This window comes from Amedibacillus sp. YH-ame10, assembly GCF_053848885.1.
Genome location: NZ_JBSPFA010000037.1, coordinates 1 through 24,425 on the forward strand (window position 1 = coordinate 1; position 24,425 = coordinate 24,425).

A 24,425-nucleotide genomic window follows, 5' to 3' on the forward strand; every position below is an offset into this window, starting at 1 on the left:
TGTATTCTTGGAAATGTGATAATATATTCATGTGATATAATCCCTTTCTGAAAATTTGGTTTCGCGATTAAATTTTATAGGGTTATATCACTTTTTTCAATTCCACATCCATTTTACACTATCCGAGAATCCTTTGAATTTGCTTGTCGAACAGATTTTTGGTATAATTTTATCAATTAAGGATATGGTGTTTATGTTCAAGAAAGGCTGAAAAGAGGGCGACATGAAAAAAATAATTTTAATCATTTTTGCAAGTCTTTTTTTGGTTGCATGCATTCCGCAAAGCAAAAGCTCCGCTGAAGAAGAGCTCAGTGCGGCACTTACAATTCCTTTTACTTTTGTTTCCACTCAAACATCTCGCGACGATAATGGGTTGAAAACAGCTGTGTATACGTTTGAGGACGAAAACGGCGTTTCGTTTACACACAAGTCAGGGTTTTATAAGGGGTCGTACGGTCCAGCTTTTTATTCAGAATGTAATTATGCAGAGGTTTTGCTTGCACCTTATCAAGATACACTTGAGGCGCATCTCAAAAAAGATTTTCGAACGAAATTTTTGGATTTCTGTCTAGAATACACCATTTATGTTCCAAACTATGATTCGTTGGAACAAGCAGCACAAGCTATTTTCAACGCTATTCAATCAGTTGAACCCATGCCCATTCACAGGGAACAGTATCCCTTTTATTTGCCCAAAATCACTGTCAATCATGATGACGGCACAGCTGGATCGTTTGTAACTTCGTTTTCTTTCAGATGCAACAAAGAAAGTTTTACAGAAGCTGAAATATTAGATTCCTTGCAAAGGCGCTATGCGGACAGCGTGAAACGTGGTTCTATCGATGAAACACTTCCGCCCGAAATTATGGAGAAATATCCAGTATCACGCATCTATAAAATATTTGCAGGTGAGGATCAAATTGATAAAAAGCTATTAGCTGTACGATTCAATGAAGAGGTGAATGAATATACCATAGGAAACCTTGACCCCTGCAAGGAGTCTGTGGTGACCAGCCTTTATCCGGGAAAGGGAACTTTCTCCTATCTCGTCAATCTATTGGGTGGTACCTATTCAAGCGAAATAGTAACAGAAAACGCAAGTCGCGACAAACCTAAAAAACAAAAATGGGAGGGTGGAAATGGAACATGGACCATTGGTGGGAATACATGGACAGCACGACTTATCCCACATATAATAGAAAATAAGAGCAGTACTATTGTTTACTTTGATTTAGAAACAACCAAAAACGGTAAGGAGGTAAAGCAATATCCTTATCGCACGGAGAAATCTTTTGGAAAGAATACGGATGATACCTTTACCGTATCCGAACTGGAAGAAATACTGGGAGTTGATATTGTAATCGACCAAATAAATTATACAATGACATTTGTGAAGCCTTGATTTTATAGCGAATTAACCTTTGCCATGTTGAAAATCTTTTCTGTACAGCCTGATAAAATATGCACCCAAGAAAGCAGGATACTCTCATGAATGATGCCCTGAAAAGTAGAAAATACATGGATGAACATTATAAGAATTGATGATCAAAAAGGTACATCATCTCAAAACCAAAATAAAACGCTACCAATCTTATAATACTAGTAAACAGTATTGCCAGTATTTAAAAATTCATCAGTTAACATGTCCTTTTGGACATGTTTTTATCAAATACTTTCATTTTCTTAAGATAGCTTGTATATCGAAAGGATTTCTTTTAAAATAAGGAGAAAGATTGGCGGTGGCGTAATGAAAAAGAGAAACTGGAAGATACGTATACCAGTATTGTTATTATTTTTAGGATTAAGTGGTATGGTTATGTTGTCAATCTATAGTTTATCATCCGAAGATGGTCAACAATCGAGTGTTAGAAGTGAGACCGTAACAGAAACCATCAAAGAAGAAGTGAATACAAAACTAAATGAAAAAGGACTTCGTTTGGTAGATAAGATCAAGTACTATGTTATTTTAAAATCACCTTATGGAAGTGATTGGAATTTGAATATTCGTAAGTTAGCGCACTTTTCTATTTATTTTGCGTTGGGTAGTATGGTGTATATCTCCTTTGCGATATTAGGAGTCAATAAAACATTGCGTTTTTTATTAGCGGTTTTCCTTTGTTTCTTATTTGCAATAGCGGATGAGTATCATCAAAGCTTTACTGCAGGACGTGTCATGGCAAAACTAGATGTCTTTATAGATACTGCAGGTGCCTTTAGTGCAGCGAGTTTATTAACCGTTGTATCATGGGTGTTCTGTGGAATCCGTTATGGTGTTAACAAAATGTATGATGATAAAAAAGAGTCAAAAGTAACATTAGAAAGTAGATAAGCGCGAGAGCGCTTTTTCTTTTCGTACTAGTAAATACTTTAGGATTTCTTTATAATTGGTACGTTATACTTGATGTGTGAAAGGGGTGAAACCATGATTTTACGCTTATTAAAAAATGATTTGATGCGAGGAAAGCTCTCTAACTTTGTCATGTTGTTGTTTATCATGATTTCTGCAACTCTTTCCTGTGCAAGTGTGAATTTAATCTATTCATCTACGAATCAGATTTCATATTTCATGAATGATATGGGAAATGTTGCGGATTTAAACTATTCTATGATGAACGTTACGCAACAAGATAAGAAAAATGTAGAAGACTTTCTTAAAGAAGAAGGTATTCAAAATTATCAAATTGAGGAAGATGTGAGTTTACCATTAGCTTATATAAAATTTGAAGGACATGATGAATTAAAAAGTTCAGGGGTCTTTGCGACAACATCGCCAAAGTACTATAATTTCTTATTTGATGAAGACAATGAAATTCCAACAATCAAAGAGGGATATGTAGGCATCCCTTTAACTATGAAAGAACAACTTGATTTACAAATTGGAGAGAACTTTACCATCACAAGAAATGGGGAGAAGTTTACGTATAAGATTCAATGTTTTGTAAGAGATTCTATTTATGGTTCAGAGATGGTTGGTCAGAAACGTATTCTATTACATCCAAAGGATTATGAAATACAATATGCCTCCTCTAGTGAAAAAGAACATACGATGGTGTTATCTATAAAGTCCGCTAAAGGACATGAAAATCTTGAGGCAAAAATGCAGAAAGCAGGATTGCCTACGTATATCTCAATTAGCAAAGATACATCGTATTTATCCTTTTTAGGACTGAGTATTGGTACTTGTGCGATTCTTATGATGAGTGGTGTTATTTTGTTATGTATGTCCTTTTTGATTATACGATATACAATTTTATTTCAAATGGAGAATAACTACGCAGAAATCGGAGTAATGAAGGCAATTGGGTTAAGGCATTCTCAAATACGCTCTTTATATATGGCGAAGTATTTAGGGTTAGGTATTTTCGGAAGTGTTTTGGGATTCTTTGTTTCCATTCCAGCAAGCTCCATCTTAAAAGAAGCACAAGCAGGTGTTGTGCCAGTGTTGTCAGATGGTGTTGGTGTCTTATTATCGGCAGTGATTGTTGTGGTGATATTGTGTATGGTATATGGTATCACTGCGTTGGTTTTAAATCGCTTGAAGAAACAAAGCACGATGGATGCGATACGTAAGGGGAATGAAGGAGAAAGCTATAAAGCAGTTTCTTCAATGGAACTAAGAAAAGTTCGTCATTTGCCAATGTGTGTATATCTTGCGGTGAACGAATTGTTTGCGCATATGAAAAATACAGTTATGATGATTTCTATTTATGCGTTTTGTCTGTTGTTAATATTATTGCCACTTACTTTGAAAGATTCATTTCAAGGAAATGCATTTTTGGATATCCTAAAGGTAAGTAGCGCAGATTTATTTACGAGACAATATGATGGTGTGGCGATATCACAACTTGAAAAAGAACACCAAAAAGTTGTAAAGGATTTAAAAGCTTATGATGAGCATGTAAGTGTTCGTTTAGAAACCATGACGAGTGCTACGTTGAATGAAGGAGATATAAGTACTGCTGTCTTTATGATGAAACGTGCCAATCGCGACATTCAGTTGGATTCCGGGAAAAGGCCAATATTAGAAAATGAAGTCGCTGTATCTTCAACAATTGCGAAACAATTTAATAAGACTGTCGGTGATTCTATTACCATATCCTGTGAAGGAAAGAAAGTATCTTATTTAATTACAGGCATTTATACCAGTATGATGAATCTAGGTAGTAATGTGATTGTTAGTGATAAAACAAAGTATTCATTTGCATACAATGGCTATATGGTTATTAATTTCTCTGGAGATCAATCACAACGAGATAAAATAAAAGAAAAGGTATTAAAAGAATATGACGGTGTTAGTTTGATTACATCTACTGATTTGATGACATCGTTTAGTGGAGATATGCCAAAGCAGATTTCATCATTATCAGATTTGATGACGGTTGTTATTTCAGGGATTGTATTTGCGTTGATTATTCTATTTTCTAAAATGCAGATGTTGCGATCTAAAAAATCAATCGCACTACTACAAAGCATTGGGTATCATCGTCGTTTTATACGTCGTTGGCAAACCCTACGTTGTTTACTTCAAGTTGGACTTGGACTTCTTGTAGGATTGCTTGTTCATACATTGTTCACAAGTACTTTGTTAGAAGCGTTTTTTAAAGCGATGGGTATGGGAAAAGTGAACTTAGTTGCGAATCCCATAAATGCGTATATTCTGTATCCTTGTATATATCTTTGTGTGGCTTGTGTTGCCCAATGGATGGTCAATCAAACACTACAAAAATGGAATGTAAAAGAACTCAATGATGAATAGGAGGAGTTAAAATGGAAACGTTAATCGAAGTAAAACAACTATGTAAATCATACGTTATAAATAAGAATCAAAACCATGTATTAAGAAATGTTGACCTTAGTATTCAGAAAGGGGAGTTCATTGCAATCATGGGGCCAAGTGGAAGTGGTAAATCAACCCTTCTATATACAGTGAGTGGTATGGATCATATAAGTGGTGGCTCTGTTTTATTTGACCATAAAGACATCAGTAAGTATAATGATAAAGAAATGGCAGAGTTACGTTTACATGAAATGGGATTTGTATTTCAACAGATGCATTTCTTAAATAATCTCAATGTATATGACAATGTTATTATGCCTGGGTATATGGCGAATAAAAGAAAACATGGGGAAATTAATGCATTTGCGAATGAATTGTTTCAAAAGTTCATGATTGCGGATATTGCCAAACACAACATACAAGAAGTGAGTGGTGGAGAACTACAACGTGCATGTATTGCAAGGGCGATGATCAATCAACCAAAAGTATTGTTTGCGGATGAACCAACAGGAGCATTAAATAGTTCGAATGCTAGAGATGTGATGGATATGTTTTTGAAGGTACATGAACAAGGGACTACCATTCTTATGGTAACACATGATGTAAAAGTTGCTTCTTACGCACAACGTATTTGTTATATCAATGATGGAAAGATTGAAAGTGAATTAAATATAGGGGTTATGAATAAAGATAGTGATACAAAAGAAAGAGAAAAAACTGTATATAATTGGTTGATGGAAAAAGGCTGGTAGAAAGGAATGCACATATGATAGATATCCTAATGGTGGAAGATAATAAAGAATTAAAAGATGTATTGGAACGATTTCTTCTTCATGAAGGATATCGCATCCAATGTGTAGAATGTGGAAGTCGTGCACTTGAGGTGTTATCGAAAGAGGAAGTGCGACTTCTTTTGGTCGATATTATGTTGCCAGATATGGATGGGTTTCATATATGTGAGGAAGTTCGAAAGTGTAAAAATATTCCGATTATTATCATGAGTGCGAGAATACAAACGAGTGATAAGTTACTAGGGTATGATTTAGGTGCGGATGATTATATAGAAAAACCTTTTCCAATTCCATTGTTGATTGCGAAGATTAAAACCTTACTACGTAGAAGTTATGAGATGAAAGAAGAAGTATCTCTTTTACAAGATAAAAATCTTTGTGTGGATGTTAAGAAGCGTAGGGTACAACTTGATGGAAAAGAAATAGCTTTATCTGTGAAGGAATATGAATTGTTGGTGTTGTTGATGAAACAAAAAAAGACAACGTTAAATAAACAATATTTATTTCAGGAAGTGTGGGGAAGTTATTCGGAAAGTGAACTATCTACACTTACCGTGCATATCAATACTCTTCGTGAAAAGATCGAAGAAGATGCGAAGCATCCTCAAAGGTTAAAGACCATATGGGGAGTGGGATATCGTTATGAAGGCTTGGAATAAAAGTTACTATGGGGCGTTAGGTTTTTTAATTCTTTTGGTTATTGTTGTGAATATTTTTTTGTTTCAAAGCAGAGAAGAAAATATACCTAATGAGAAAATTGTTGAAATTAATAGGGTGTATAAGAAACTACAAAATGGAGAAGATGTTTCAAAGCAACTTGGAGATCGATTAGAGTTAAAAATCGTTCATGAGGATCGTTTGAATTTAGAGAAGTATATGGAATCTTTAAATAAACGTATCATTGTACTTCCAGGGAAAGGAAATGAATTTTATTTCTTTACGTATTCCATCGATCGTATACCGTCTTATATCGTATGGGGAATCAATCTGTTCTTTTTCTTAGCGATCGTAATCTTTATGTGGATGCATCGTTTTGTTGCGAAACAAGTAATACAACCATTTTATAAAATGAAAGATATGGCAGAGGCAATAAGTAGAAGAGATTTTGATTATCCACTCCCACAACAGAAATATAAGTTTTTTGGTAAGTTTGTTTGGGCAATCGATATGATGCGAGATGAATTGCGTTACCATGAACAAAAAGAATTGGATTTGATGAGGGAAAAGAAAGTGATGATTTCCTCTTTGTCTCATGATATTAAAACTCCTTTATCTAATATACGTTTATATAATGCAGCACGAAAGGATGCTCTATATCCTGTGGATACAATTATGGAAAGAGTGGATGAAAACTGTGATAAGATTGATGCTTATGTAAAAGATATTATCAATACAAGCAATGAAGATCTTTTTGATTTTAGTATTCATAAACAAGAAATTTATTTGCATGAGATTTTACCGATTTTAAAGCGAGAAGAAGAGCGCATTACACTTTCTTTTGTGGAATATGAACAACAAGGGTTTCATGAGGATTGTTTCATCTATGCGGATATCAATCGATTAAAAGAAGTCATGGATAACATTATGGATAATGCGTTGAAGTATGGCGATGGGAAATGGATTCATGTGTCGTTTTATGAAGAAGACCATCATATCATTGTAAAGATTACGAATTCAGGTGTTGGAATACAGGAACAAGACCAAAGTGCTCTTTTTCAAAGTTTCTATCGTGGGAATAATGTAGGAAAACAAAAAGGAAATGGGTTGGGATTGTACATATGTAAACAGTTGATGGTTAAAATGGGTGGAGATATTTTCATGAGCCAAGAAGAGGGAAGTGTTAGTTTTCATTTGGTGCTAGAAAAGATATAGTTATTACAAAATTGAAAGAAGCGTGAAGAGCGCTTTTTTTTCAAACTATCGTACGTTATAATACTTATAGAAACTGAGGTAAAATTATGTATAAAATTATGATTGTAGAAGATGATGAACCCATCGCAAAAGAACTAAGTGTATTTTTGACACATCAAGGATATACATGTTGTATTTGGGATTTACAAGAGGATATTACAAAGTTCATTTTAAAAGAAGAACCTCATGTGATTTTATTGGATATTAACCTCCCTAAACAGGATGGGTTTGTATTATGTACGCAAATTCGAACATTTTCCGATATACCGATTATCTTTGTGACAAGTCGTAATTCGGATATGGATGAGTTGTGTAGTATGCGTATGGGGGGAGATGATTTCATTACGAAACCTTATAATTCTAGTGTCTTACTAGCTCATATTGAAGCGATTATAAAACGATCTTACAAAGGGAATGAGAAACAGTTGGTTCATCGTGATGTCACTTTAAATTTGGCATTGAGCCGTCTGGAAGCAAATGGCAAATTTGAAGAACTTACAAAGAACGAAATAAAGATTATGTATTACCTTTTCCAACATAAAGGAGAGATTGTCTCTAGAGAAGATTTGATTGATTACTTATGGGATAATAAACTATTTATCGATGATAACGCATTGAGTGTTAATGTGACACGTATTCGCAATAAATTTCGAGAACTCGGATATGATGAATTTATTATAACGAAGCATCGTCAAGGGTATGTGATATGAAATTAAGTGAATATTTAGAAGATCAAGCTAGTTTTTTAATTACTATGTTTCTAGTATTGATTGTACAATCATTGATATTATATTTCCTAGGTAATAATTTATCTATGATTATTGTATTGGATGGTATGTGGGGAATCTTTTTTATAACGTATTTAAATATGCAATTTCGAAAGAAGCATAAACAACACATGTTGATACGATATTTAGAAGAAACGTTGGATCAAAAATATTTGTTACATGAAGTTTTGCCACAAGATATGAATCATGAAGAACAATTTTATAAGCATCTATTGTATGTGGGCAATAAGTCTATGTTAGAACATGTGTCTTCTATACGAAGAGAAAGAAAAGAGTATCAAGAATTTATTGAACAATGGGTACATGAAGTAAAGACGCCGATTGCGGCAATGAAATTATGGAGCGAAAATCAACAGGTAGAGAGAAAACGTGACCTGATGCAACAAATAGAGAGAACAGAACACTATGTCGAACAGGCGTTGTATTATGCAAGAAGCGAAAATGTAGAAAAAGATTTCCATATTCATGCTTTTGATTTGATGAAGGGTATTCAAGAGAGTTTATTGAAAAATAAGTATTTATGTATGTGTTCACAAGTGCGTATTGAAATGCCTTCAGGGGAGTATTGCGTATATACAGATGAGAAATGGGTTATTTTCATTTTGAATCAATTGATTGAGAATGCGGTGAAATATCGTAAGAGTGAAGATGCCTTTATTCGTATCGAAATTCAAAAAGTAAATGAACATACGTATTTGCGAGTGATTGATAATGGAAAAGGAATACAGGCTCAGGATTTACCAAGGGTGTTTGAAAAAGGCTTTACAGGAGAAAATGGAAGAGTAAGCAATAAGCATTCCACTGGAATTGGCTTGTACTTATGCAAGCGTCTATGCGATGCACTATCCATAGGGATTGAAATACAATCTGTTGAAGGAGAGTATACAGAAGTGATTCTTTGTTTTTCATAAAGTTCTTACAATACTGTAACTCCAAAGAAAAGAAACAACATACAAAGTGAGCGTAAAACTTTCTATAATGAGGGTATAGTAAGGAGAATGTATATGACAATTTTAAATGTATCCCATGTGGAAAAGTATTATGGTAATTCAGGAAATTTAACAAAGGCGTTAGATGATATAAGTTTTACTATGGATGAACATGAATTTACTGTGATTATGGGAGCGAGTGGAAGTGGAAAAAGTACATTGTTGAATGTGATTTCCACAATGGATATGGTAAGTGCTGGGTCTATCACCATAGGTGATATGGAACTATCAAAGATGAATGAAAATCAAATGGCAGATTTTCGTAAGAAAGAATTAGGGTTTATCTTTCAAGATTTTAATTTATTGGATACTTTGAGCTTACATGAAAATATCGCAATGCCATTGGTACTATGTAAAGAGAACCCAAAGGTGATTGATGAAAAAGTTGTACAATATGCGAAGATATTAGGGATTGAAGACCTGCTTGATCGTTATCCATATGAAGTGAGTGGAGGACAACGCCAACGTTGTGCATGTGCAAGGGCAATCATTCATCATCCAAGTATCGTAATGGCAGATGAACCAACGGGTGCTTTGGATTCACATTCTTCCTATCTTTTGATGGAACGATTTTTAAAAATGAATCAAGAAGAACACGCAACCATTCTTATGGTAACGCATGATGTGTTCGCAGCTTCTTATGCTAAACGAATTCTATTTTTAAAGGATGGAAAGATATACAATGAGATTTATCGTGGCAATCAAACAAGAAAAGATTTCTTTCAAAGTATTTTAGATGTCATGACGCTGCTTGGTGGAGATGTTCATGATGTACGCTAAATTGATTGTTCGTAATTTAAAGAGAAGTACCAAAGAATACATGTTGTACTTCATGACACTTACCATTTGTGTTACCTTGATGTATGCATTCAATGGGCTTGCATTTTCTAATCAGGTAAGTCAATTGGCAAAAACGATGGATGCGATGGCCGGAGGAATCGTTGTTTCTAGTGTGATTATTGTACTCGTTATGGGATGGCTTGTCTACTATATCTCTAACTTTATCTTACAGAAACGAAGTCATGAATTTGGTATGTATATGTTGATGGGAATGACACGCAAACAAATCACGAATATGTTTTTGTTAGAACAAGTTTGTATGGGGTTGATTGCCTTTGTGGTGGGGTGTGTACTTGGTGTTGTTGTATATCAAGTGCTGATTGCGATACTTATGAATTTATTCCATTCCATTTATTCTTTTCAAATTGATTTCAATTGGCAAAGTGCACTATTAACATTCTTTTATTTCTTTATGATTTATCTAGTAGAATTGATACGAGATCGTAATTTTTTAAAGAAAAGAAATATTACGACGCTACTTTATAGTAATCGTATAAATGAAACAGCTAAAAAAAGCGGGAAGCTATCTGTTTTGTGTTTTATCTTTGGAATCATGGCGTATTTTGTTGGACTTCGATGTTTGCAATTGGGGTTTCAAAATGAAATCGATGCAGGAGTAAGTTTATTCGGTGGTGTGGGTTCTATTTGTTTCTCAATCTTTCTTATATATTTTGGTTTGTCCTATGTTATTACACAATGCATTCAACGTAAGAAAAATATCAAATACAAAGGAAATGCTTTGTATTTGAGTGCGCAAATTTGTACACGATTAAGAACCAGTAGAATGGTACTAGCTTTGTTATCTGTATTGACACTTTCAACCTTTTTACTTGTGAGTATGGGGATGAAGTTCAATGCATCCATTGATGATTCTTTAAACTTAAGACCTTTTGATATAAGTGCTTCTACCTATAGTGGGGAAGATGAAATAAATCCAACTTCGATTCTAGAATATTTGGAAGAACACGATATAGCATATCAAGCATATACGTATCATACGTATGAACTAGATATTATGCATAAGGATATCGTAAAGGGAATTGCATGGGAAGAACGTTACAAAAATGCACAAGATTATCACTATATATCGTATACGGACTATGTCACATTGGCAAAGATGTTAAATGAAAAGGTACATCCTATGAAGGAGGGGGAATACCTTATATTAACGCCAGGACAGTTTGAAGATATCTTGCGAGTAAATAGTAAGGGATATACGTTTCTTGATCTACAATGCGCGGGTGTTGTAAATCAAAATCTAGGATTAACCCTATATGATGCCTTTATATTTGTGGTTCCAGATGTTGTGCTAAAGGGTGTGGATACCTTAGATAAAGGGCAGTTTGTGGTAAAAACAGAAGAAGAATCCACACAAAAATGGGGAGAAGATATATTAGAACCTTTTTCAAAGGATAATAAAGGATATGTACAACTTGTGACTAGATATGAATGGGTTACACAATCTATTGGCTCTAGTTCTACGATTATGTTCTGTTTGATTTATTTAGCAATCATATTTGCTTGTGTAAGTGCGACAGTACTTTCCGTTCAACAGATGTCAGATGTATGGAAACAGCGAAGTTCTTATCATATGTTATGGAAGATGGGAGTTTGTAAACGAGAGATTTATAGCTTGTTGAGAAAACAAATTGCATTGTATTTCTTTATGCCATTTATTCTTCCAGTACTTTATCTTTTCCCAATTATTAAAGTCTTGGATACCTTATTCTTAATGAGTTATTCGTATGGCTCCATGGTACCATATGCATGCTTCTCTATCATGTTCTATTTAGGTATCTATTTGTGCTATTATTTCTTAGCGTATTTCAACAGTAAACAAAGTATTTGTATTTCATCAACTGGAATTAAAAAACAGTAGAATACCTTTTGTAAATAGTTTAGATTGTGCTATACTATAGAATATTATCGGAGGTATACTCATGTTTAATTTAAATACGTTATTACCTAATTTAATTTATATTCTTCCTGCGGTTATTATTGCGTTATCTTTACATGAATTTGCACATGCATTTGTTTCCTATAAGTTAGGGGATGTATCGCAAAAGGAACGTGGAAGAATGTCTTTAAATCCATTGAAGCATTTAGATCCAATTGGTACCATTTCTTTGATATTCTTTGGATTTGGATGGGCAAAACCAGTACAAGTAGACCCATACTTTTATCGCAATAAGAAAGAGGGTATGATGTGGACTTCATTGGCAGGACCATTCATGAACTTTATTGTAGCGTTTATATGTGTTATTTTATATTCCTTGTTGTTGAGGTTTGCACCTGTATGGACAGTTACGTCAGTGATTGGTGATTATATCTTCCAGTTGTTGATTATTACAGCACGTATTAATATAGGGTTAGGAATCTTTAATCTTATTCCTATTCCACCACTTGATGGTTCTAAAATATTAACTGGAATCTTAAAAGAAGAAACATACTTCAAACTTATGCAATATGAGAATTACTTTATGATCGCAATTATCTTTTTGTTGGCAAGTGGTACATTAAATGTTCCATTGATGCAGGCAAGAGAAACCATCTTTGAATTATTCAATAATATCGTGTTCCCATTGTTGGGACTGAGATAACATAAAAAAGACGAATCTTGTTCGTCTTTTTCTATATATTTAACACCTGTTTGTGTGTAATAGGATGAAGAGAGATTTCAGGTGTAAATACCATTATTCTACTGTAACAGATTTTGCTAGATTTCTAGGTTGATCAATTTCACAGCCTCTTAAATTCGCTATGTGATAAGCTAATAACTGTAAAGGAATGACGGTTAAGATTCCTTGTAGTAGTTTGTCTACCTTTGGTACCGTAATCATAGCGTCATAATAATCATTTGCGACATGTAAATCATCACTGATCAACAACAATACATAAGCACCACGAGCTTTTACTTCTTTGATATTACTGATGGTTTTCTCATATAAGTCTTCATCTGTTGCAAGAGCGATGACTGGAGTACCTTCTTCGATAAGAGAAATGGTACCATGTTTTAACTCTCCAGCAGGATATGCTTCTGAGTGAATATAGGAAATCTCTTTTAGCTTTAAAGATCCTTCCATGGATAGGGAATAATCCAATCCTCTTCCGATGAAGAATACATTGTTGTGATCTGCGATTTTCTTGGCAAGGATTGCATATTGTTCGTTATGAATTAAATCATCCATAATCGCAGGTAATTCTTGAATTTCTTTTGAAATTCTTTTTGCCTCTTCATCTTTGATGAAGCCTTGGGTATATGCTAAGTTACAAGCAATCAAAGATAATACGGCGACTTGTGTACAATAAGCTTTGGTAGTAGCGACACAGATTTCTGGACCAGCCATTGTATAAATAACATGATCCGCAAGTCGTGCAATGGTAGAACCTACAACATTTACAATCGCGAGAGTATCCACTTGATTTTGTTTTGCGAGTTGTAATGCCGCAATGGTATCTGCTGTTTCTCCTGATTGTGATATTACGATTACAAGAGTATGTTCTTTAAAGATAGGGTTTGCATAGCGATACTCACTCGCACAAACACAATCCACTTGAATTCTTGCCTTTGTTTCAATAAGACTTTTCGCAATCATACCTGCATACATTGCACTACCACAAGCTACAATATGAAGGCTTTCATAGTTTGACATATCTGGCATACTATCTAATAATTCACTGATATCTTCTTGCATTAAAGAATGGATGGTTTTCTTAACGACTTCACTTTCTTCGTGAATCTCTTTTAACATAAAGTGTTCAAATCCATCTTTTTGAATATCTTTGATATCAAGATCACTTTCTAAGATTTCTTTTTGAATAAAGTCACCTTCCAAAGATTTGATAATAATACCTGCACTTGAACATTTTGCGATTTCTTCGTGTTCTAATAAGATATAACGATTGGTATATTTTAAGAACGCAGATATATCACTACCTAAAAAGGCTTTGTCCGCATCAACTCCCAAAATTAGTGGGGAGTTTTTACGCATTGCGTAAATGGCATCTACCTCATCGTGGAAGATGATCGCAAAGGCAAAGGAACCACGGAAGGCATGATATGCCTTGGCAAGTGCTTTTTGTTTATCCTTTGTACTTTGGTAACAATAATCAATATAAGCTGCCGCAATCTCACTATCAGTCTGAGATTGGAAGGTATAACCAGCTTCTTCTAATATGGTTCTTAGTTCGTGGTAATTTTCAATGATACCATTGTGTACTAGAGTTACACTTCCACTTTGATGTGGGTGAGAATTGATTTCACTTGGTTCTCCATGTGTTGCCCAACGGGTGTGCGCAATACCTAACATTCCACTCGGTATATTAGACTTCGCTAATTTTTCCTTTAAGAAACGTACGTTTCCTTTTTCTTTGATGATTTCTACCTGTTCATTATGAACAAGTGCTACTCCGGCTGAGTCGTATCCACGATACTCTAAGGACTGTAAGCCCTCGATTAAAACACTATTCGAGATTTTGCATAATCCCGCATAGCCAATGATTCCACACATAATTATTTCCTCCATTAGTTTATGTTTGCATACTAAAAGTATATGTGGTGAGATAGTTTTTGTAGCCTATGATTGGTGGCCTTTGTCTATTCTCTATCGATTCACATGAACCGTAACAGTACCCGCCGAAACTTTCGATAACTGTTAACCTCGTCGACCCATCGGTCCTGGCGCTCATCATTACGTCCTAATTTCACTCCTTGGCTCGCAATAACTGTTTTTAGTATACTACGCTTTATCAATAATGCAAGAAAAAAATAATTACGAATTTCTAACGATTAAAAGTATATATGTTTAAATATATAAAAATATATTTTTGTTGAAATTCATATATGAATGTTTTATAATAAAGTATATAAAGTGAGGTGTGCGTTATGTTGACCATAGGATATATTGGAAATGGGAAAAGTACAAACCGGTATCATTTACCATTTGTATTGCAGAGAAAACAACGTTTACATGTAAAAACAATTTATGAACGAAATCCAGATCATCGAGCATGGGATACCATAGAAGGTGTCCATTACACAAGTGATTTGAACGAGCTTTTAGAAGATAAGGAGATTGATTTAATCGTTGTTTGTACGATGCAAAATTCACATTACGACTATGCAAAACTCGTACTTCAACATGATAAACATGTCCTCGTTGAAAAACCATTTATGATGACTCTTGCGCAAGCACAAGAGATTTTTGCGCTTGCGAAAGAAAAAGGAAAGATTGCGGAGTGTTATCAAAATAGACGCTATGATAGTGATTTTCTAACAACACAAAGTGTTATAGAATCGGGTAAGCTAGGAGAGCTTTATGAGATGGAGATGCATTTCGATTATTACCGTCCACAGGCAGTTTACAATTCTACCTATTCACGATATGAAGGCTTTCTATATGGACACGCTTGTCATACCCTGGATCAAGTGATTTCTTATTTTGGGATACCAGATAATGTAGATTATCAAGTGAAGTGTTTATGTGGAAAAGGAAAGATGAACGATTATTTTGATTTGGATTTGTTTTATGGAGAAAGTTTGAAGATTTCTGTGAAATCTAGCTTTTTTAGAGTGAAGAGTAGACCAAGTTTTGTAGCATATGGAAAAAAGGGGATGTTTGTGAAAGAAACAAAGGACTTGCAAGAAACGGATTTGAAGAAATTCTATTTGCCTGATCATGAAGACTTTGGTATCGATTCCTTCCATGAATATGGGGTACTCACATATGCAGATGAACATGAACAACTACACGAAGAAAAAATAGCAAGTGTGCGTGGAGATTATGGCAGAGTGTACGATGCCTTGTATGATGCAATCGTATTTGGAAAAGAACGTGTTGTAAAAGAAGAACAAACACTAGCTGTTATGGAAATACTCGAAAAAGGAAGTGCACTTTGTGAGGAACGATATGCAGAAGGGAATACAATCCTATGATCCCAAAATATATGGAAGTCTACAGTGCTATCAAAGAGAAGATTGTAGAACAGGAATATGCGATTAACACCATGTTGCCTACAGGAGAAGAACTCGCAAGTGTATATAATTGTAGTGTGTTAACGGTAAAAAAAGCATTGGATAAATTGGTAAGCGAAGGTTATATTGTTCGAAAACGTGGATTAGGTACCTTGGTAAAGCGTAGTGAAGGAAATAAGGCAGATATTTCTTCCTTGAAAAATATTCATACTGCAAAACGTGAGATTGTGCGTGATATGAAATCCATTGTATTGAAATTCGAGATTGAGAAGTGTAGTGAAGAACTTGCGGAACAGTTAAATATTGAACCAGGGGATTTTATCTATAACATAGAGCGTGTACGACTCATTGAAGATGAACCACGTATTTTAGAATATACTTGGATGCCGATTAATGTCATCAAAGGTTTACAGGCGAAACATGTACAAGAATCTATTTATTATTACATTACCAAAGAATTACACTTAACTATTCAAAGTGCTCATGTCGCAGTACATGCAGTGCGTCCTAACGAAATAGAAAAACAGTACTTTCATATGGATGATAACGATTTTGTGGCAGAAGTGATCCAGACTGCATATTTGGATAGTTCAGAGATATTTGAGTATTCTATTGCTAGAAGCATACCGAAGTATTTTGAGTTTGAAACTACCATTATTCAAGAACTATACTAGAAAGGGAGTGGCGTCATGTATATCAAAAATGGGAAAGGATTTCCAAAGGATTTTTTATGGGGAAGTGCCTCAGCAGCTTATCAGATTGAAGGAGGCTATCGCAGTGGAGGAAAGGGTGTATCCAATTGGGACCAATTCGTACGCATTCCTGGTAAAACATTCAAAGCAACAACCGGAGATATCGCAGTAGATTTCTACCATCGTTATAAAGAAGATATTCAATTGATGGCAGAAATGGGTTTGAAAACATATCGTTTCTCCATTGCATGGACAAGAATTTATCCAGATGGCAATGGCAAAGTGAATGAAGAAGGATTACGGTTTTATGATGATGTAATTAATGAATGTTTGCGATATAACATTGAACCGATGGTAACGATGTATCATTGGGACATGCCACAGGCATTAGAAGATAATTATGGTGGTTGGGAGAATGATCGTATTATTGGTGATTTTGTGAACTATGCAAAGACGATCATACGTCGTTATGGTGACCGCGTAAAATACTGGATTACCATGAATGAACAAAATATCTTTACAGGATTAGGTTGGTTAAAGGGTGTGCATCCTCCTGGAAAAGTGGACGATATGAAGACCTTCTATCAGGTCAATCATCATGCATTTGTAGCACACGCAAAAACAGTCGTTGCGTTAAAGGAGATGTATCCAAGCGCAATGGTAGGAGCTAGTTTTGCGTATTCTCCATGTTATGCGAAAGACTGCCGTCCTGAAAATGCATTAGCTAAAGAAGATTATGATGATTTACAAAATTATTGGTGGATGGATGCGTATGCACTAGGACATTATCCAAAAGCAGCATGGGCGTATTTGAGCGAGTTGAATGTTGCGCCAGAAGTTACCAATACAGAAATGCAGTTTATGAGAGAAGCCGCAAAATTATTAGACTTTATGGGTGTAAACTATTATCAAACAATTGTGGCAGAATATAATCCAATTGATGGAATTGCGTCCAGTGGAAGTTTCAATACTACAGGCAAAAAAGGTACGAGTGAAATACCAGGTGTTCCTGGCTTATATAAGAACCCAGTAAATGAATATTTGCCAACAACAGATTGGGATTGGACAATCGATCCAATGGGAATTCGTATGTGCTGTAGAATGATTACTTCTCGTTATGGGCTTCCAATTGTTATTTCAGAAAATGGGTTAGGGGCATTCGATAAATTAGAAGAAGATAAAACGATACATGATCCTTATCGTATTGTTTATTTGAGAGAACATATAAAAGAATTAAAGAAAGCAATTCAAGAAGGTTGTGAAATCTTAGCATATTGTACATGGTCATGTACGGACTTGTTAAGTTGGTTGAATGGGTATCAAAAACGCTATGGCTTCATTTATGTGGACCGTGAAGAAGAGGAACATACAGGAACGTTACAACGATATAAAAAAGATTCTTTCTATTGGTATCAAAAGGTAATTAAGAGTAATGGAGAGGATTTAGAAGAGTAAGCACGTGAGTGCTTTTCTTTTTGTTTCTTGTTTATAATCGAAAAATAAAAGGTGTTCACAAGTGATAAACAATGTGATTATGTAATAAAATGGAAAAATTCATGAAAATTTGTGAAAATAACTAAGAAAGGACTTGTAAAAAAGGAGAGTTTTTCATATAATAAGTATATCAATTTGAAGGATAGAAGATTGAAAAGGAGAGAGAGACATGGGAAACTTTAAGAAAATTGTAGCAATGGCTGCAGTATCATGTATGGCACTTACAACACTTGCCGGCTGTGGTGGAGACTCAGGTTCAGGAGGATCAACTGGAGGTAGCGAAGTTAAAATCGGTTTAAACTTTGAATTATCAGGAGGAACTGCAAACTATGGTACACCTGAATTCAAAGGGGCTAAGCTTGCGATTAAACAAGCAAACGAAAACAAAGACAACAAATTAAAATATTCATATGTAGAAGGAGATAACAAATCTCAATCTGATGAGTCAACAAATGTTGCGACAAAACTAATTACATCAGATGGTGTAAATGGTATTGTTGGTCCAGCAACTTCTGGAAACTCAGCAGCAACTTATCAGATTGCAAACGATAGCAAAGTCTTAATCGTTTCACCAAGTGCAACTGCGGAAAACGTAACATTATCAAATGTAAAAGACAAAACAGTATACGATTATATTTTCCGTGTATGTTTCGAAGATTCTTATCAAGGAGCTGCAATGGCTGCATATTCTGCGGATACATTAGGAAAGAAAAAAGTAGCGGTATTATCAGACTCTAGTTCTGATTATGCAAAAGGATTGTCTGCTGCATTCCAGAAGAAATTCAAGGAAAAAGGTGGAACAATCGTTACTGAATTAAACTATGTTGAAAAAGATACAGACTTTAAAGTACAGTTAACAAAAATCAAGGATATGGATTTTGATTTAATTTATATTCCTGGTTACTATAACGAAGTTGGTTTGATCATCAAACAAGCAAAAGAATTAGGTATTAACACACCAATCGTTGGTGGAGATGGATTTGATTCAACAGACCTTGTAAAACTTGCAGGTGCTGAAAACTTGAACGATGTATACTTTACAACTGCATATACAACAGTAGGTGCAAGTGAAGCATTGACAAAATTCATTGAAGATTACAAAAAAGAATATAACGAAGAACCTAGTATGTTCTCAGCTTTAGCATATGATGCGACAAATGTAATGATTCAAGCATTTGAAAAGGCTGGTTCTGCAGATAACGAAAAAGCTCAAAAAGAAATGGCGAAACTTGATTTCAGTGGAGTTACAGGAAGCTTTACATTCGATGAAACACATACACCTAAAAAAGCTGCATTAGTAGTTAAGGTTGAAAATGGTGTTCAGAAAGAAGCTATTGAAGTAGATCCAAACAAATAATTTTAGAGAACAATTTATGAACCATCAAATAGGGGAAAGACACTTTCTCCTATTTTAAAGTATAGGGAGTGATGTTATGACACAATTTTTACAACAAATGATCAATGGTCTATCAATCGGTAGTATTTACGCTTTGATAGCGCTTGGTTATACGATGGTATACGGTATCATCAAACTTATCAACTTCGCACATGGAGATATTTATATGCTTGGGGCATATATTGGCTTTATTGCCATATCACAATTTCATTTGAATATCTTTGTGGCATTGGCTCTTTCCATGATCCTATGTGCAGTATTGGGCGTGTTAATTGAGCGTATTGCGTATAAACCGCTTCGTAATGCGACTCGTATTGCGGCTTTAATTACGGCCATTGGTGTTAGTTACTTTATTGAGTATTCTACACAAAAAATCATGGGTCCTGGAGTAAAAACTTATCCTTCAACCATCGGAAATGAAACATTTAATTTCTTTGGTTTACAATTACAAGCACAACAGATTTATATTTTTGTGATCGCGATCGCGCTTATGTTGGTGTTGACCTTCATTGTAAAGAAAACAAAAGTAGGACGTTCTATGCGTGCAGTATCTGTTGATGCGAATGCGGCAAAATTGATGGGAATCAATGTAGACGCAACAATATCTTATACATTTGCGATTGGATCAGCACTAGCTGGAGCTGGCGGTGTATTGGTCGGGATGTATTATAATACTATCAATCCTTTGATGGGAATGGTACCAGGTATCAAAGCGTTTGTCGCGGCGGTATTTGGTGGTATTGGAATCATACCTGGGGCAATGTTTGGTGGATTCTTTATTGGTATTGTAGAAGCACTTGTTACGGCCTATGGAAGTTCTTTATATAAAGATGCAGTTGTGTATGCAATCCTCATCTTAATTCTTATCATTAAACCAGCAGGTTTATTAGGTAAGAATGTGAAAGAGAAGGTATAGTCATATGAAAAATATATTTAGTAAATTAAATTTGTGCTGGATTATTTCAACGACTGTTATCCTTACTGCACTTACACTTGCGATGCAATCTGGAGCGATTGGATTGTATTATCAAAGTACGTTATATACCATTGGGATCAATATTATTCTAGCGGTATCACTAAACTTAATCATTGGAGTTACTGGGCAATTTTCTTTAGGTCATGCAGGATTTATGTGTATTGGTGCTTATGCGGCAGCGATTGTGACCAAAGCAAATCCAACCATTGCGGGATTTTTAATCGGTGTTTTGATTGGAGGAGTCATCAGTGCTATCGTTGCGTTGATTGTCGCAATTCCTACACTTCGATTAAAGGGTGATTACTTGGCAATCGCAACACTTGGATTTTCAGAAATCGTTCGTATTGTTGTATTGAATATGGAAGTTACCAATGGAGCTGCGGGGTTGTTTGGAATTCCAAAACTAACAACTTGGCCATTGTTGGTGATTTGTATCATCGTAGCTATGCTTGTGGTTCTAAACTTTTCTAGAAGTGCACCAGGACGTGCATGTATTTCTATTCGAGAAGATGAAATTGCTTCTGAAGCAATGGGTATCAACACAACAAAATATAAAACGATTGCGTTTGTAATCGGTGCGGTATTAGCAGCCCTTGCGGGAGCTTTATATGCATGTAACTTCTATGTTGTAAAACCAGACTTATTTACATGGGCAAGATCAGTAGATATTTTAATTCTTGTTGTATTTGGTGGTATGGGAAGTTATACAGGTTCTGTAGTAGCGGCAATTATGATTGGATTTATCAATATGTTCCTACAACAATTCTCAGATATTCGTATGATTATTTATGGAGCAGCATTGGTGTTGATTATGGTATTTCGTCCTAAGGGAATTTTTGGGACAAAAGAATTTACGTTCTCAGCCCTTCTTGAGAAATTTCAGAAAAAGAAGGAGGCGAAATAGCGATGACAATATTAAAAGTAAATGGACTTACCAAAAATTTCGGTGGTTTATGTGCAGTTAGCAATGTGAATATGGAAATCAATGAAAAAGAATTGATTGGTTTAATTGGACCAAATGGTGCAGGGAAAACAACGTTATTTAACTTGTTAACTGGTGTTTATGAACCAAGTGAAGGTAGTATTCAATTGAATATCGATGGTACGATGAAAGAAATTGGTGGATTAAAACCATATGTAGTTACACGCATGGGTTTGGCTAGAACCTTTCAAAACATTCGTCTATTCAAAGATTTAACAGTATTGGATAATGTGAAAATAGCGATGCATAAAAATATCAAATATGGTACGATACAAGCTATTTTACGTACTCCAAACTTCTATAAAGAAGAACGTATCATTGAAGAACGAGCAAAAGAATTATTAAAAATTGTAAATTTATTGGATAAACATCAAGAACTTGCTAAGAATCTTCCTTATGGAGAACAACGACGTTTGGAGATCGCTAGAGCCTTAGCAACAGAACCAAAAATTCTATTTTTGGATGAACCAGCGGCAGGTATGAATCCACAGGAAACAGCAGATTTAACAAATCTTATTCATCAAATTAAAGATGAATTTAATTTGACAGTTGTATTAATTGAGCATGATATGTCATTGGTTATGAAGATTTGTGAACGTATCTATGTGTTAGATTATGGTAAATGTATCGCCAATGGAATTCCAGAAGTTATTAAGAATGATAAGCGTGTCATAAAAGCATACTTAGGGGAGGATATTTAAGATGTTAGAAGTAAAAGAACTAAATGTCCATTATGGAGTTATTCATGCCTTAAAAGATGTTTCTATGGAAGTACATGAAGGTGAAGTTGTTTCCTTGATTGGTGCCAATGGAGCTGGAAAGACCACTCTTCTTCATTCTATAAGTGGACTACTAAAGAAAACCAGTGGAGATATCATCTTCCTAGGACATTCATTAAATAAAACAAGCGCAAAAAACATCGTAAAAGAAGGAATTACACATGTACCTGAAGGAAGACATATTTTCTCTGGCATGAGTGTGTATGAAAATCTTATTATGGGTGCCTATTTAAGAAAAGATAAAGATGGCATTAAGGCAGACTTAAAAGATATCTATCAACGATTCCCAATTCTCGAACAACGTAGTTCACAAGATGCATCCACACTTTCAGGTGGGGAACAACAAATGCTTGCGATGGGAAGAGCGTTGATGGCTCGACCTAAAATACTATTATTAGATGAACCTAGTATGGGATTAGCACCAATTTTGGTCAAAGAAATTTTCAATATTATCAAAGATATCAATGAGAAAGGCACTACTGTACTTCTTGTAGAACAAAATGCCAAAATGGCTTTATCCATCGCAGATCGTGGATATGTTATGGAAACTGGTAAAATTGTGATGAGTGGTACTGGTGCAGAATTGATTGAAAGCCCTGATATTCAGAAGGCTTATTTGGGAGGATAAAAACATGTACGTAAAGAACAGAATGACAAAAAATCCTGTATGTATTGATATAAATAGTAAAATCAGTGATGTCGTAGACATTATGAACGAGCGCGAACTGCACCGTTTACCAGTTGTTAGTGGTAAAAAACTGGTTGGTCTTGTGACAGAAAGTATGATTTCAAAGAATGGGGCATCAAAAGCAACTAGTTTGAGCATCTATGAATTGAATTATCTACTTTCTAAAACGAGTGTAGATGCTATCATGATTAGAGACGTTATCACGATTCACGAAGATCGTTTCTTAGAAGATGCGGCATTGCTTATGTTCAAACATGACATTGGTTGTTTGCCAGTCATCAATGATAACAACGAAGTTGTTGGAATCTTAACCAGCAATGATGTATTATCTTCTTTCTTAGATATTTTAGGATATCGTGAAAGCGGAAGTCGTGTTTGTGTGGAAGTAAAAGATGAGTTAGGTACCATTGGTAAATTATCAGAAATATTCGTACGCAATAACTGTAATATCACACATTTAGGTGTTTACTCACAACATAATGGATTTGCTGATATTATCATCCGTATTGATACTTTCCAAACAGATCAACTTGAAAAAGAGTTAAATGAACATGGTTATAAAGTATTAAGTATTACAAAAAATCCAAATTAAGGTCGGTTCTATTGAACTGATCTTTTCTTATTGAACTTCAAAGATGTGCATGATAAACTCATAGTAGGTATGAATGAGAAAGAGGATATGTGTATGATAAGAGAAATTATGAAGGATCCTATGTTTTTACAAGCAAAATCTGTGGATGCGACAAGTGCAGATAAAGAGGTAATACAAGATTTATTAGATACTATTATGGCACATAAAGATCATTGTGTTGGAATGGCAGCGAATATGATAGGGGTACATAAGAACATCATTATTTTCTGGGATGATATTATGAAAGATTATCAAATCATGTTGAATCCTTCTATTATGAAAACAAGTGGTCAAAAATATGAAGTGGAAGAAGGGTGTTTATCCTTGAGTGGAGAGCGTAAGACGGTTCGTTATTCTAAGATAAAAGTGCGTTATTTTGATTGTGATATGAAAGTCAAAATTAAATCTTATGATGGGTTTACAGCTCAAATTATTCAACATGAAATCGATCACTGTAAGGGTATATTAATTTAGCGATTATATCTTTTATAGTATTGTGATTTCTGTGAAGAGAGATTATAATAAAGGTGCTGATAATGAGTGCCGGTTATTTGGTACAGAAAAGGGAATGAGTTGCAGCTCATTCCCTTTTTAATCTATTAGGAACTTGCATAATTTAAGTGGAAATGAGAGAAAACGAAAAAAACATGACGAAAAGGCTCTAAGAAGAGCCAAAGAAGGACACGACAAGTTTTTACTTTTGATTCTCTAGAAAAT

General features: G+C 34.8%; 22 protein-coding genes. 21 read left to right on the forward strand and 1 reads right to left on the reverse strand.

Going from position 1 to position 24,425, the window contains the following annotated elements; all coding sequences use genetic code 11:
• Positions 1-223 precede the first annotated feature (223 nt).
• From ACWG42_RS13135 to ACWG42_RS13185, 11 genes are all read left to right on the forward strand, one after another.
• Positions 224-1,402, forward strand: coding sequence for a hypothetical protein (locus ACWG42_RS13135; protein WP_455793004.1), 1,179 nt, complete (start codon positions 224-226; stop codon positions 1,400-1,402).
• A gap of 345 nt (positions 1,403-1,747) precedes the next feature.
• Entirely contained in the window at positions 1,748-2,329 is a 582-nt protein-coding gene (locus ACWG42_RS13140) for a VanZ family protein (protein WP_455793006.1), read from the forward strand.
• 93 nt (positions 2,330-2,422) lie between these two features.
• Positions 2,423-4,756 carry an FtsX-like permease family protein gene (locus ACWG42_RS13145; protein ID WP_455793007.1) on the forward strand — a complete coding sequence of 778 codons (2,334 nt, stop codon included), beginning with the start codon at positions 2,423-2,425 and terminating at the stop codon, positions 4,754-4,756.
• 11 nt (positions 4,757-4,767) lie between these two features.
• Positions 4,768-5,529: an ABC transporter ATP-binding protein gene (locus ACWG42_RS13150; RefSeq protein ID WP_455793009.1), complete on the forward strand. Its 762-nt coding sequence runs from the start codon at positions 4,768-4,770 to the stop codon at positions 5,527-5,529.
• A 14-nt stretch (positions 5,530-5,543) separates the two neighbouring features.
• A complete protein-coding gene (locus ACWG42_RS13155; protein WP_455793011.1) occupies positions 5,544-6,227 on the forward strand; it encodes a response regulator transcription factor in 684 nt (227 codons plus the stop codon).
• Positions 6,211-7,440: a sensor histidine kinase gene (locus ACWG42_RS13160; RefSeq protein ID WP_455793013.1), complete on the forward strand. Its 1,230-nt coding sequence runs from the start codon at positions 6,211-6,213 to the stop codon at positions 7,438-7,440. The genes ACWG42_RS13155 and ACWG42_RS13160 overlap by 17 nt, the downstream gene beginning before the upstream one ends.
• 86 nt (positions 7,441-7,526) lie before the next feature.
• Positions 7,527-8,189: a response regulator transcription factor gene (locus ACWG42_RS13165; protein ID WP_455793015.1), complete on the forward strand. Its 663-nt coding sequence runs from the start codon at positions 7,527-7,529 to the stop codon at positions 8,187-8,189.
• Positions 8,186-9,178: a sensor histidine kinase gene (locus ACWG42_RS13170; RefSeq protein ID WP_455793017.1), complete on the forward strand. Its 993-nt coding sequence runs from the start codon at positions 8,186-8,188 to the stop codon at positions 9,176-9,178. The genes ACWG42_RS13165 and ACWG42_RS13170 overlap by 4 nt, the downstream gene beginning before the upstream one ends.
• A 93-nt stretch (positions 9,179-9,271) precedes the next feature.
• Positions 9,272-10,036 (forward strand): ABC transporter ATP-binding protein, encoded by a 765-nt coding sequence (locus ACWG42_RS13175; protein WP_455793019.1) that lies wholly within the window; start codon positions 9,272-9,274, stop codon positions 10,034-10,036.
• Positions 10,023-11,975, forward strand: a complete 1,953-nt coding sequence (locus ACWG42_RS13180) for an FtsX-like permease family protein (RefSeq protein ID WP_455793021.1) — start codon at positions 10,023-10,025, stop codon at positions 11,973-11,975. Before ACWG42_RS13175 ends, ACWG42_RS13180 begins: the two co-directional genes overlap by 14 nt.
• Before the next feature lie 61 nt (positions 11,976-12,036).
• Complete coding sequence (locus tag ACWG42_RS13185; protein ID WP_455793022.1) at positions 12,037-12,696, forward strand: site-2 protease family protein; 660 nt, start codon at positions 12,037-12,039, stop codon at positions 12,694-12,696.
• Between the two features lie 93 nt (positions 12,697-12,789).
• On the opposite strand, the gene glmS is transcribed toward ACWG42_RS13185, so the two are convergent.
• Entirely contained in the window at positions 12,790-14,622 is a 1,833-nt protein-coding gene (glmS, locus tag ACWG42_RS13190; RefSeq protein ID WP_455793024.1) for a glutamine--fructose-6-phosphate transaminase (isomerizing), read from the reverse strand.
• Positions 14,623-14,981: 359 nt separating this feature from the next.
• Between glmS and ACWG42_RS13195 the strand changes: the two genes are divergently transcribed.
• From ACWG42_RS13195 to ACWG42_RS13240, 10 genes are all read left to right on the forward strand, one after another.
• On the forward strand, positions 14,982-16,031 hold the full coding sequence (locus tag ACWG42_RS13195) for a Gfo/Idh/MocA family oxidoreductase (RefSeq protein WP_455793025.1): 1,050 nt from the start codon (positions 14,982-14,984) through the stop codon (positions 16,029-16,031).
• Positions 16,032-16,042: 11 nt separating this feature from the next.
• Positions 16,043-16,744 carry a GntR family transcriptional regulator gene (locus ACWG42_RS13200; protein ID WP_455793026.1) on the forward strand — a complete coding sequence of 234 codons (702 nt, stop codon included), beginning with the start codon at positions 16,043-16,045 and terminating at the stop codon, positions 16,742-16,744.
• A gap of 15 nt (positions 16,745-16,759) precedes the next feature.
• A complete protein-coding gene (locus ACWG42_RS13205; RefSeq protein ID WP_455793027.1) occupies positions 16,760-18,217 on the forward strand; it encodes a glycoside hydrolase family 1 protein in 1,458 nt (485 codons plus the stop codon).
• A 208-nt stretch (positions 18,218-18,425) separates the two neighbouring features.
• Positions 18,426-19,613, forward strand: a complete 1,188-nt coding sequence (locus ACWG42_RS13210; protein WP_455793028.1) for an ABC transporter substrate-binding protein — start codon at positions 18,426-18,428, stop codon at positions 19,611-19,613.
• 76 nt (positions 19,614-19,689) lie between these two features.
• Positions 19,690-20,568, forward strand: a complete 879-nt coding sequence (locus tag ACWG42_RS13215) for a branched-chain amino acid ABC transporter permease (RefSeq protein WP_455793029.1) — start codon at positions 19,690-19,692, stop codon at positions 20,566-20,568.
• 4 nt (positions 20,569-20,572) lie between these two features.
• On the forward strand, positions 20,573-21,532 hold the full coding sequence (locus ACWG42_RS13220) for a branched-chain amino acid ABC transporter permease (protein WP_455793030.1): 960 nt from the start codon (positions 20,573-20,575) through the stop codon (positions 21,530-21,532).
• Positions 21,533-21,534: 2 nt separating this feature from the next.
• A complete protein-coding gene (locus tag ACWG42_RS13225; RefSeq protein WP_455793031.1) occupies positions 21,535-22,311 on the forward strand; it encodes an ABC transporter ATP-binding protein in 777 nt (258 codons plus the stop codon).
• Position 22,312: 1 nt separating this feature from the next.
• Complete coding sequence (locus ACWG42_RS13230) at positions 22,313-23,017, forward strand: ABC transporter ATP-binding protein (RefSeq protein WP_455793032.1); 705 nt, start codon at positions 22,313-22,315, stop codon at positions 23,015-23,017.
• A gap of 4 nt (positions 23,018-23,021) precedes the next feature.
• Positions 23,022-23,669, forward strand: coding sequence for a CBS and ACT domain-containing protein (locus tag ACWG42_RS13235; RefSeq protein WP_455793033.1), 648 nt, complete (start codon positions 23,022-23,024; stop codon positions 23,667-23,669).
• 93 nt (positions 23,670-23,762) lie between these two features.
• On the forward strand, positions 23,763-24,182 hold the full coding sequence (locus tag ACWG42_RS13240; protein ID WP_455793034.1) for a peptide deformylase: 420 nt from the start codon (positions 23,763-23,765) through the stop codon (positions 24,180-24,182).
• The last annotated feature ends 243 nt before the right edge of the window (positions 24,183-24,425 follow it).

Bases quoted from the DNA above. Each gene is read 5' to 3' on its own strand.
- ACWG42_RS13135 (WP_455793004.1), top strand. From the start codon at position 224: ATGAAAAAAATAATTTTAATCATTTTTGCAAGTCTTTTTTTGGTTGCA.
- ACWG42_RS13140 (WP_455793006.1), top strand. From the start codon at position 1,748: ATGAAAAAGAGAAACTGGAAGATACGTATACCAGTATTGTTATTATTT.
- ACWG42_RS13145 (WP_455793007.1), top strand. From the start codon at position 2,423: ATGATTTTACGCTTATTAAAAAATGATTTGATGCGAGGAAAGCTCTCT.
- ACWG42_RS13150 (WP_455793009.1), top strand. From the start codon at position 4,768: ATGGAAACGTTAATCGAAGTAAAACAACTATGTAAATCATACGTTATA.
- ACWG42_RS13155 (WP_455793011.1), top strand. From the start codon at position 5,544: ATGATAGATATCCTAATGGTGGAAGATAATAAAGAATTAAAAGATGTA.
- ACWG42_RS13160 (WP_455793013.1), top strand. From the start codon at position 6,211: ATGAAGGCTTGGAATAAAAGTTACTATGGGGCGTTAGGTTTTTTAATT.
- ACWG42_RS13165 (WP_455793015.1), top strand. From the start codon at position 7,527: ATGTATAAAATTATGATTGTAGAAGATGATGAACCCATCGCAAAAGAA.
- ACWG42_RS13170 (WP_455793017.1), top strand. From the start codon at position 8,186: ATGAAATTAAGTGAATATTTAGAAGATCAAGCTAGTTTTTTAATTACT.
- ACWG42_RS13175 (WP_455793019.1), top strand. From the start codon at position 9,272: ATGACAATTTTAAATGTATCCCATGTGGAAAAGTATTATGGTAATTCA.
- ACWG42_RS13180 (WP_455793021.1), top strand. From the start codon at position 10,023: ATGATGTACGCTAAATTGATTGTTCGTAATTTAAAGAGAAGTACCAAA.
- ACWG42_RS13185 (WP_455793022.1), top strand. From the start codon at position 12,037: ATGTTTAATTTAAATACGTTATTACCTAATTTAATTTATATTCTTCCT.
- glmS (WP_455793024.1), bottom strand. From the start codon at position 14,622: ATGGAGGAAATAATTATGTGTGGAATCATTGGCTATGCGGGATTATGC.
- ACWG42_RS13195 (WP_455793025.1), top strand. From the start codon at position 14,982: ATGTTGACCATAGGATATATTGGAAATGGGAAAAGTACAAACCGGTAT.
- ACWG42_RS13200 (WP_455793026.1), top strand. From the start codon at position 16,043: ATGGAAGTCTACAGTGCTATCAAAGAGAAGATTGTAGAACAGGAATAT.
- ACWG42_RS13205 (WP_455793027.1), top strand. From the start codon at position 16,760: ATGTATATCAAAAATGGGAAAGGATTTCCAAAGGATTTTTTATGGGGA.
- ACWG42_RS13210 (WP_455793028.1), top strand. From the start codon at position 18,426: ATGGGAAACTTTAAGAAAATTGTAGCAATGGCTGCAGTATCATGTATG.
- ACWG42_RS13215 (WP_455793029.1), top strand. From the start codon at position 19,690: ATGACACAATTTTTACAACAAATGATCAATGGTCTATCAATCGGTAGT.
- ACWG42_RS13220 (WP_455793030.1), top strand. From the start codon at position 20,573: ATGAAAAATATATTTAGTAAATTAAATTTGTGCTGGATTATTTCAACG.
- ACWG42_RS13225 (WP_455793031.1), top strand. From the start codon at position 21,535: ATGACAATATTAAAAGTAAATGGACTTACCAAAAATTTCGGTGGTTTA.
- ACWG42_RS13230 (WP_455793032.1), top strand. From the start codon at position 22,313: ATGTTAGAAGTAAAAGAACTAAATGTCCATTATGGAGTTATTCATGCC.
- ACWG42_RS13235 (WP_455793033.1), top strand. From the start codon at position 23,022: ATGTACGTAAAGAACAGAATGACAAAAAATCCTGTATGTATTGATATA.
- ACWG42_RS13240 (WP_455793034.1), top strand. From the start codon at position 23,763: ATGATAAGAGAAATTATGAAGGATCCTATGTTTTTACAAGCAAAATCT.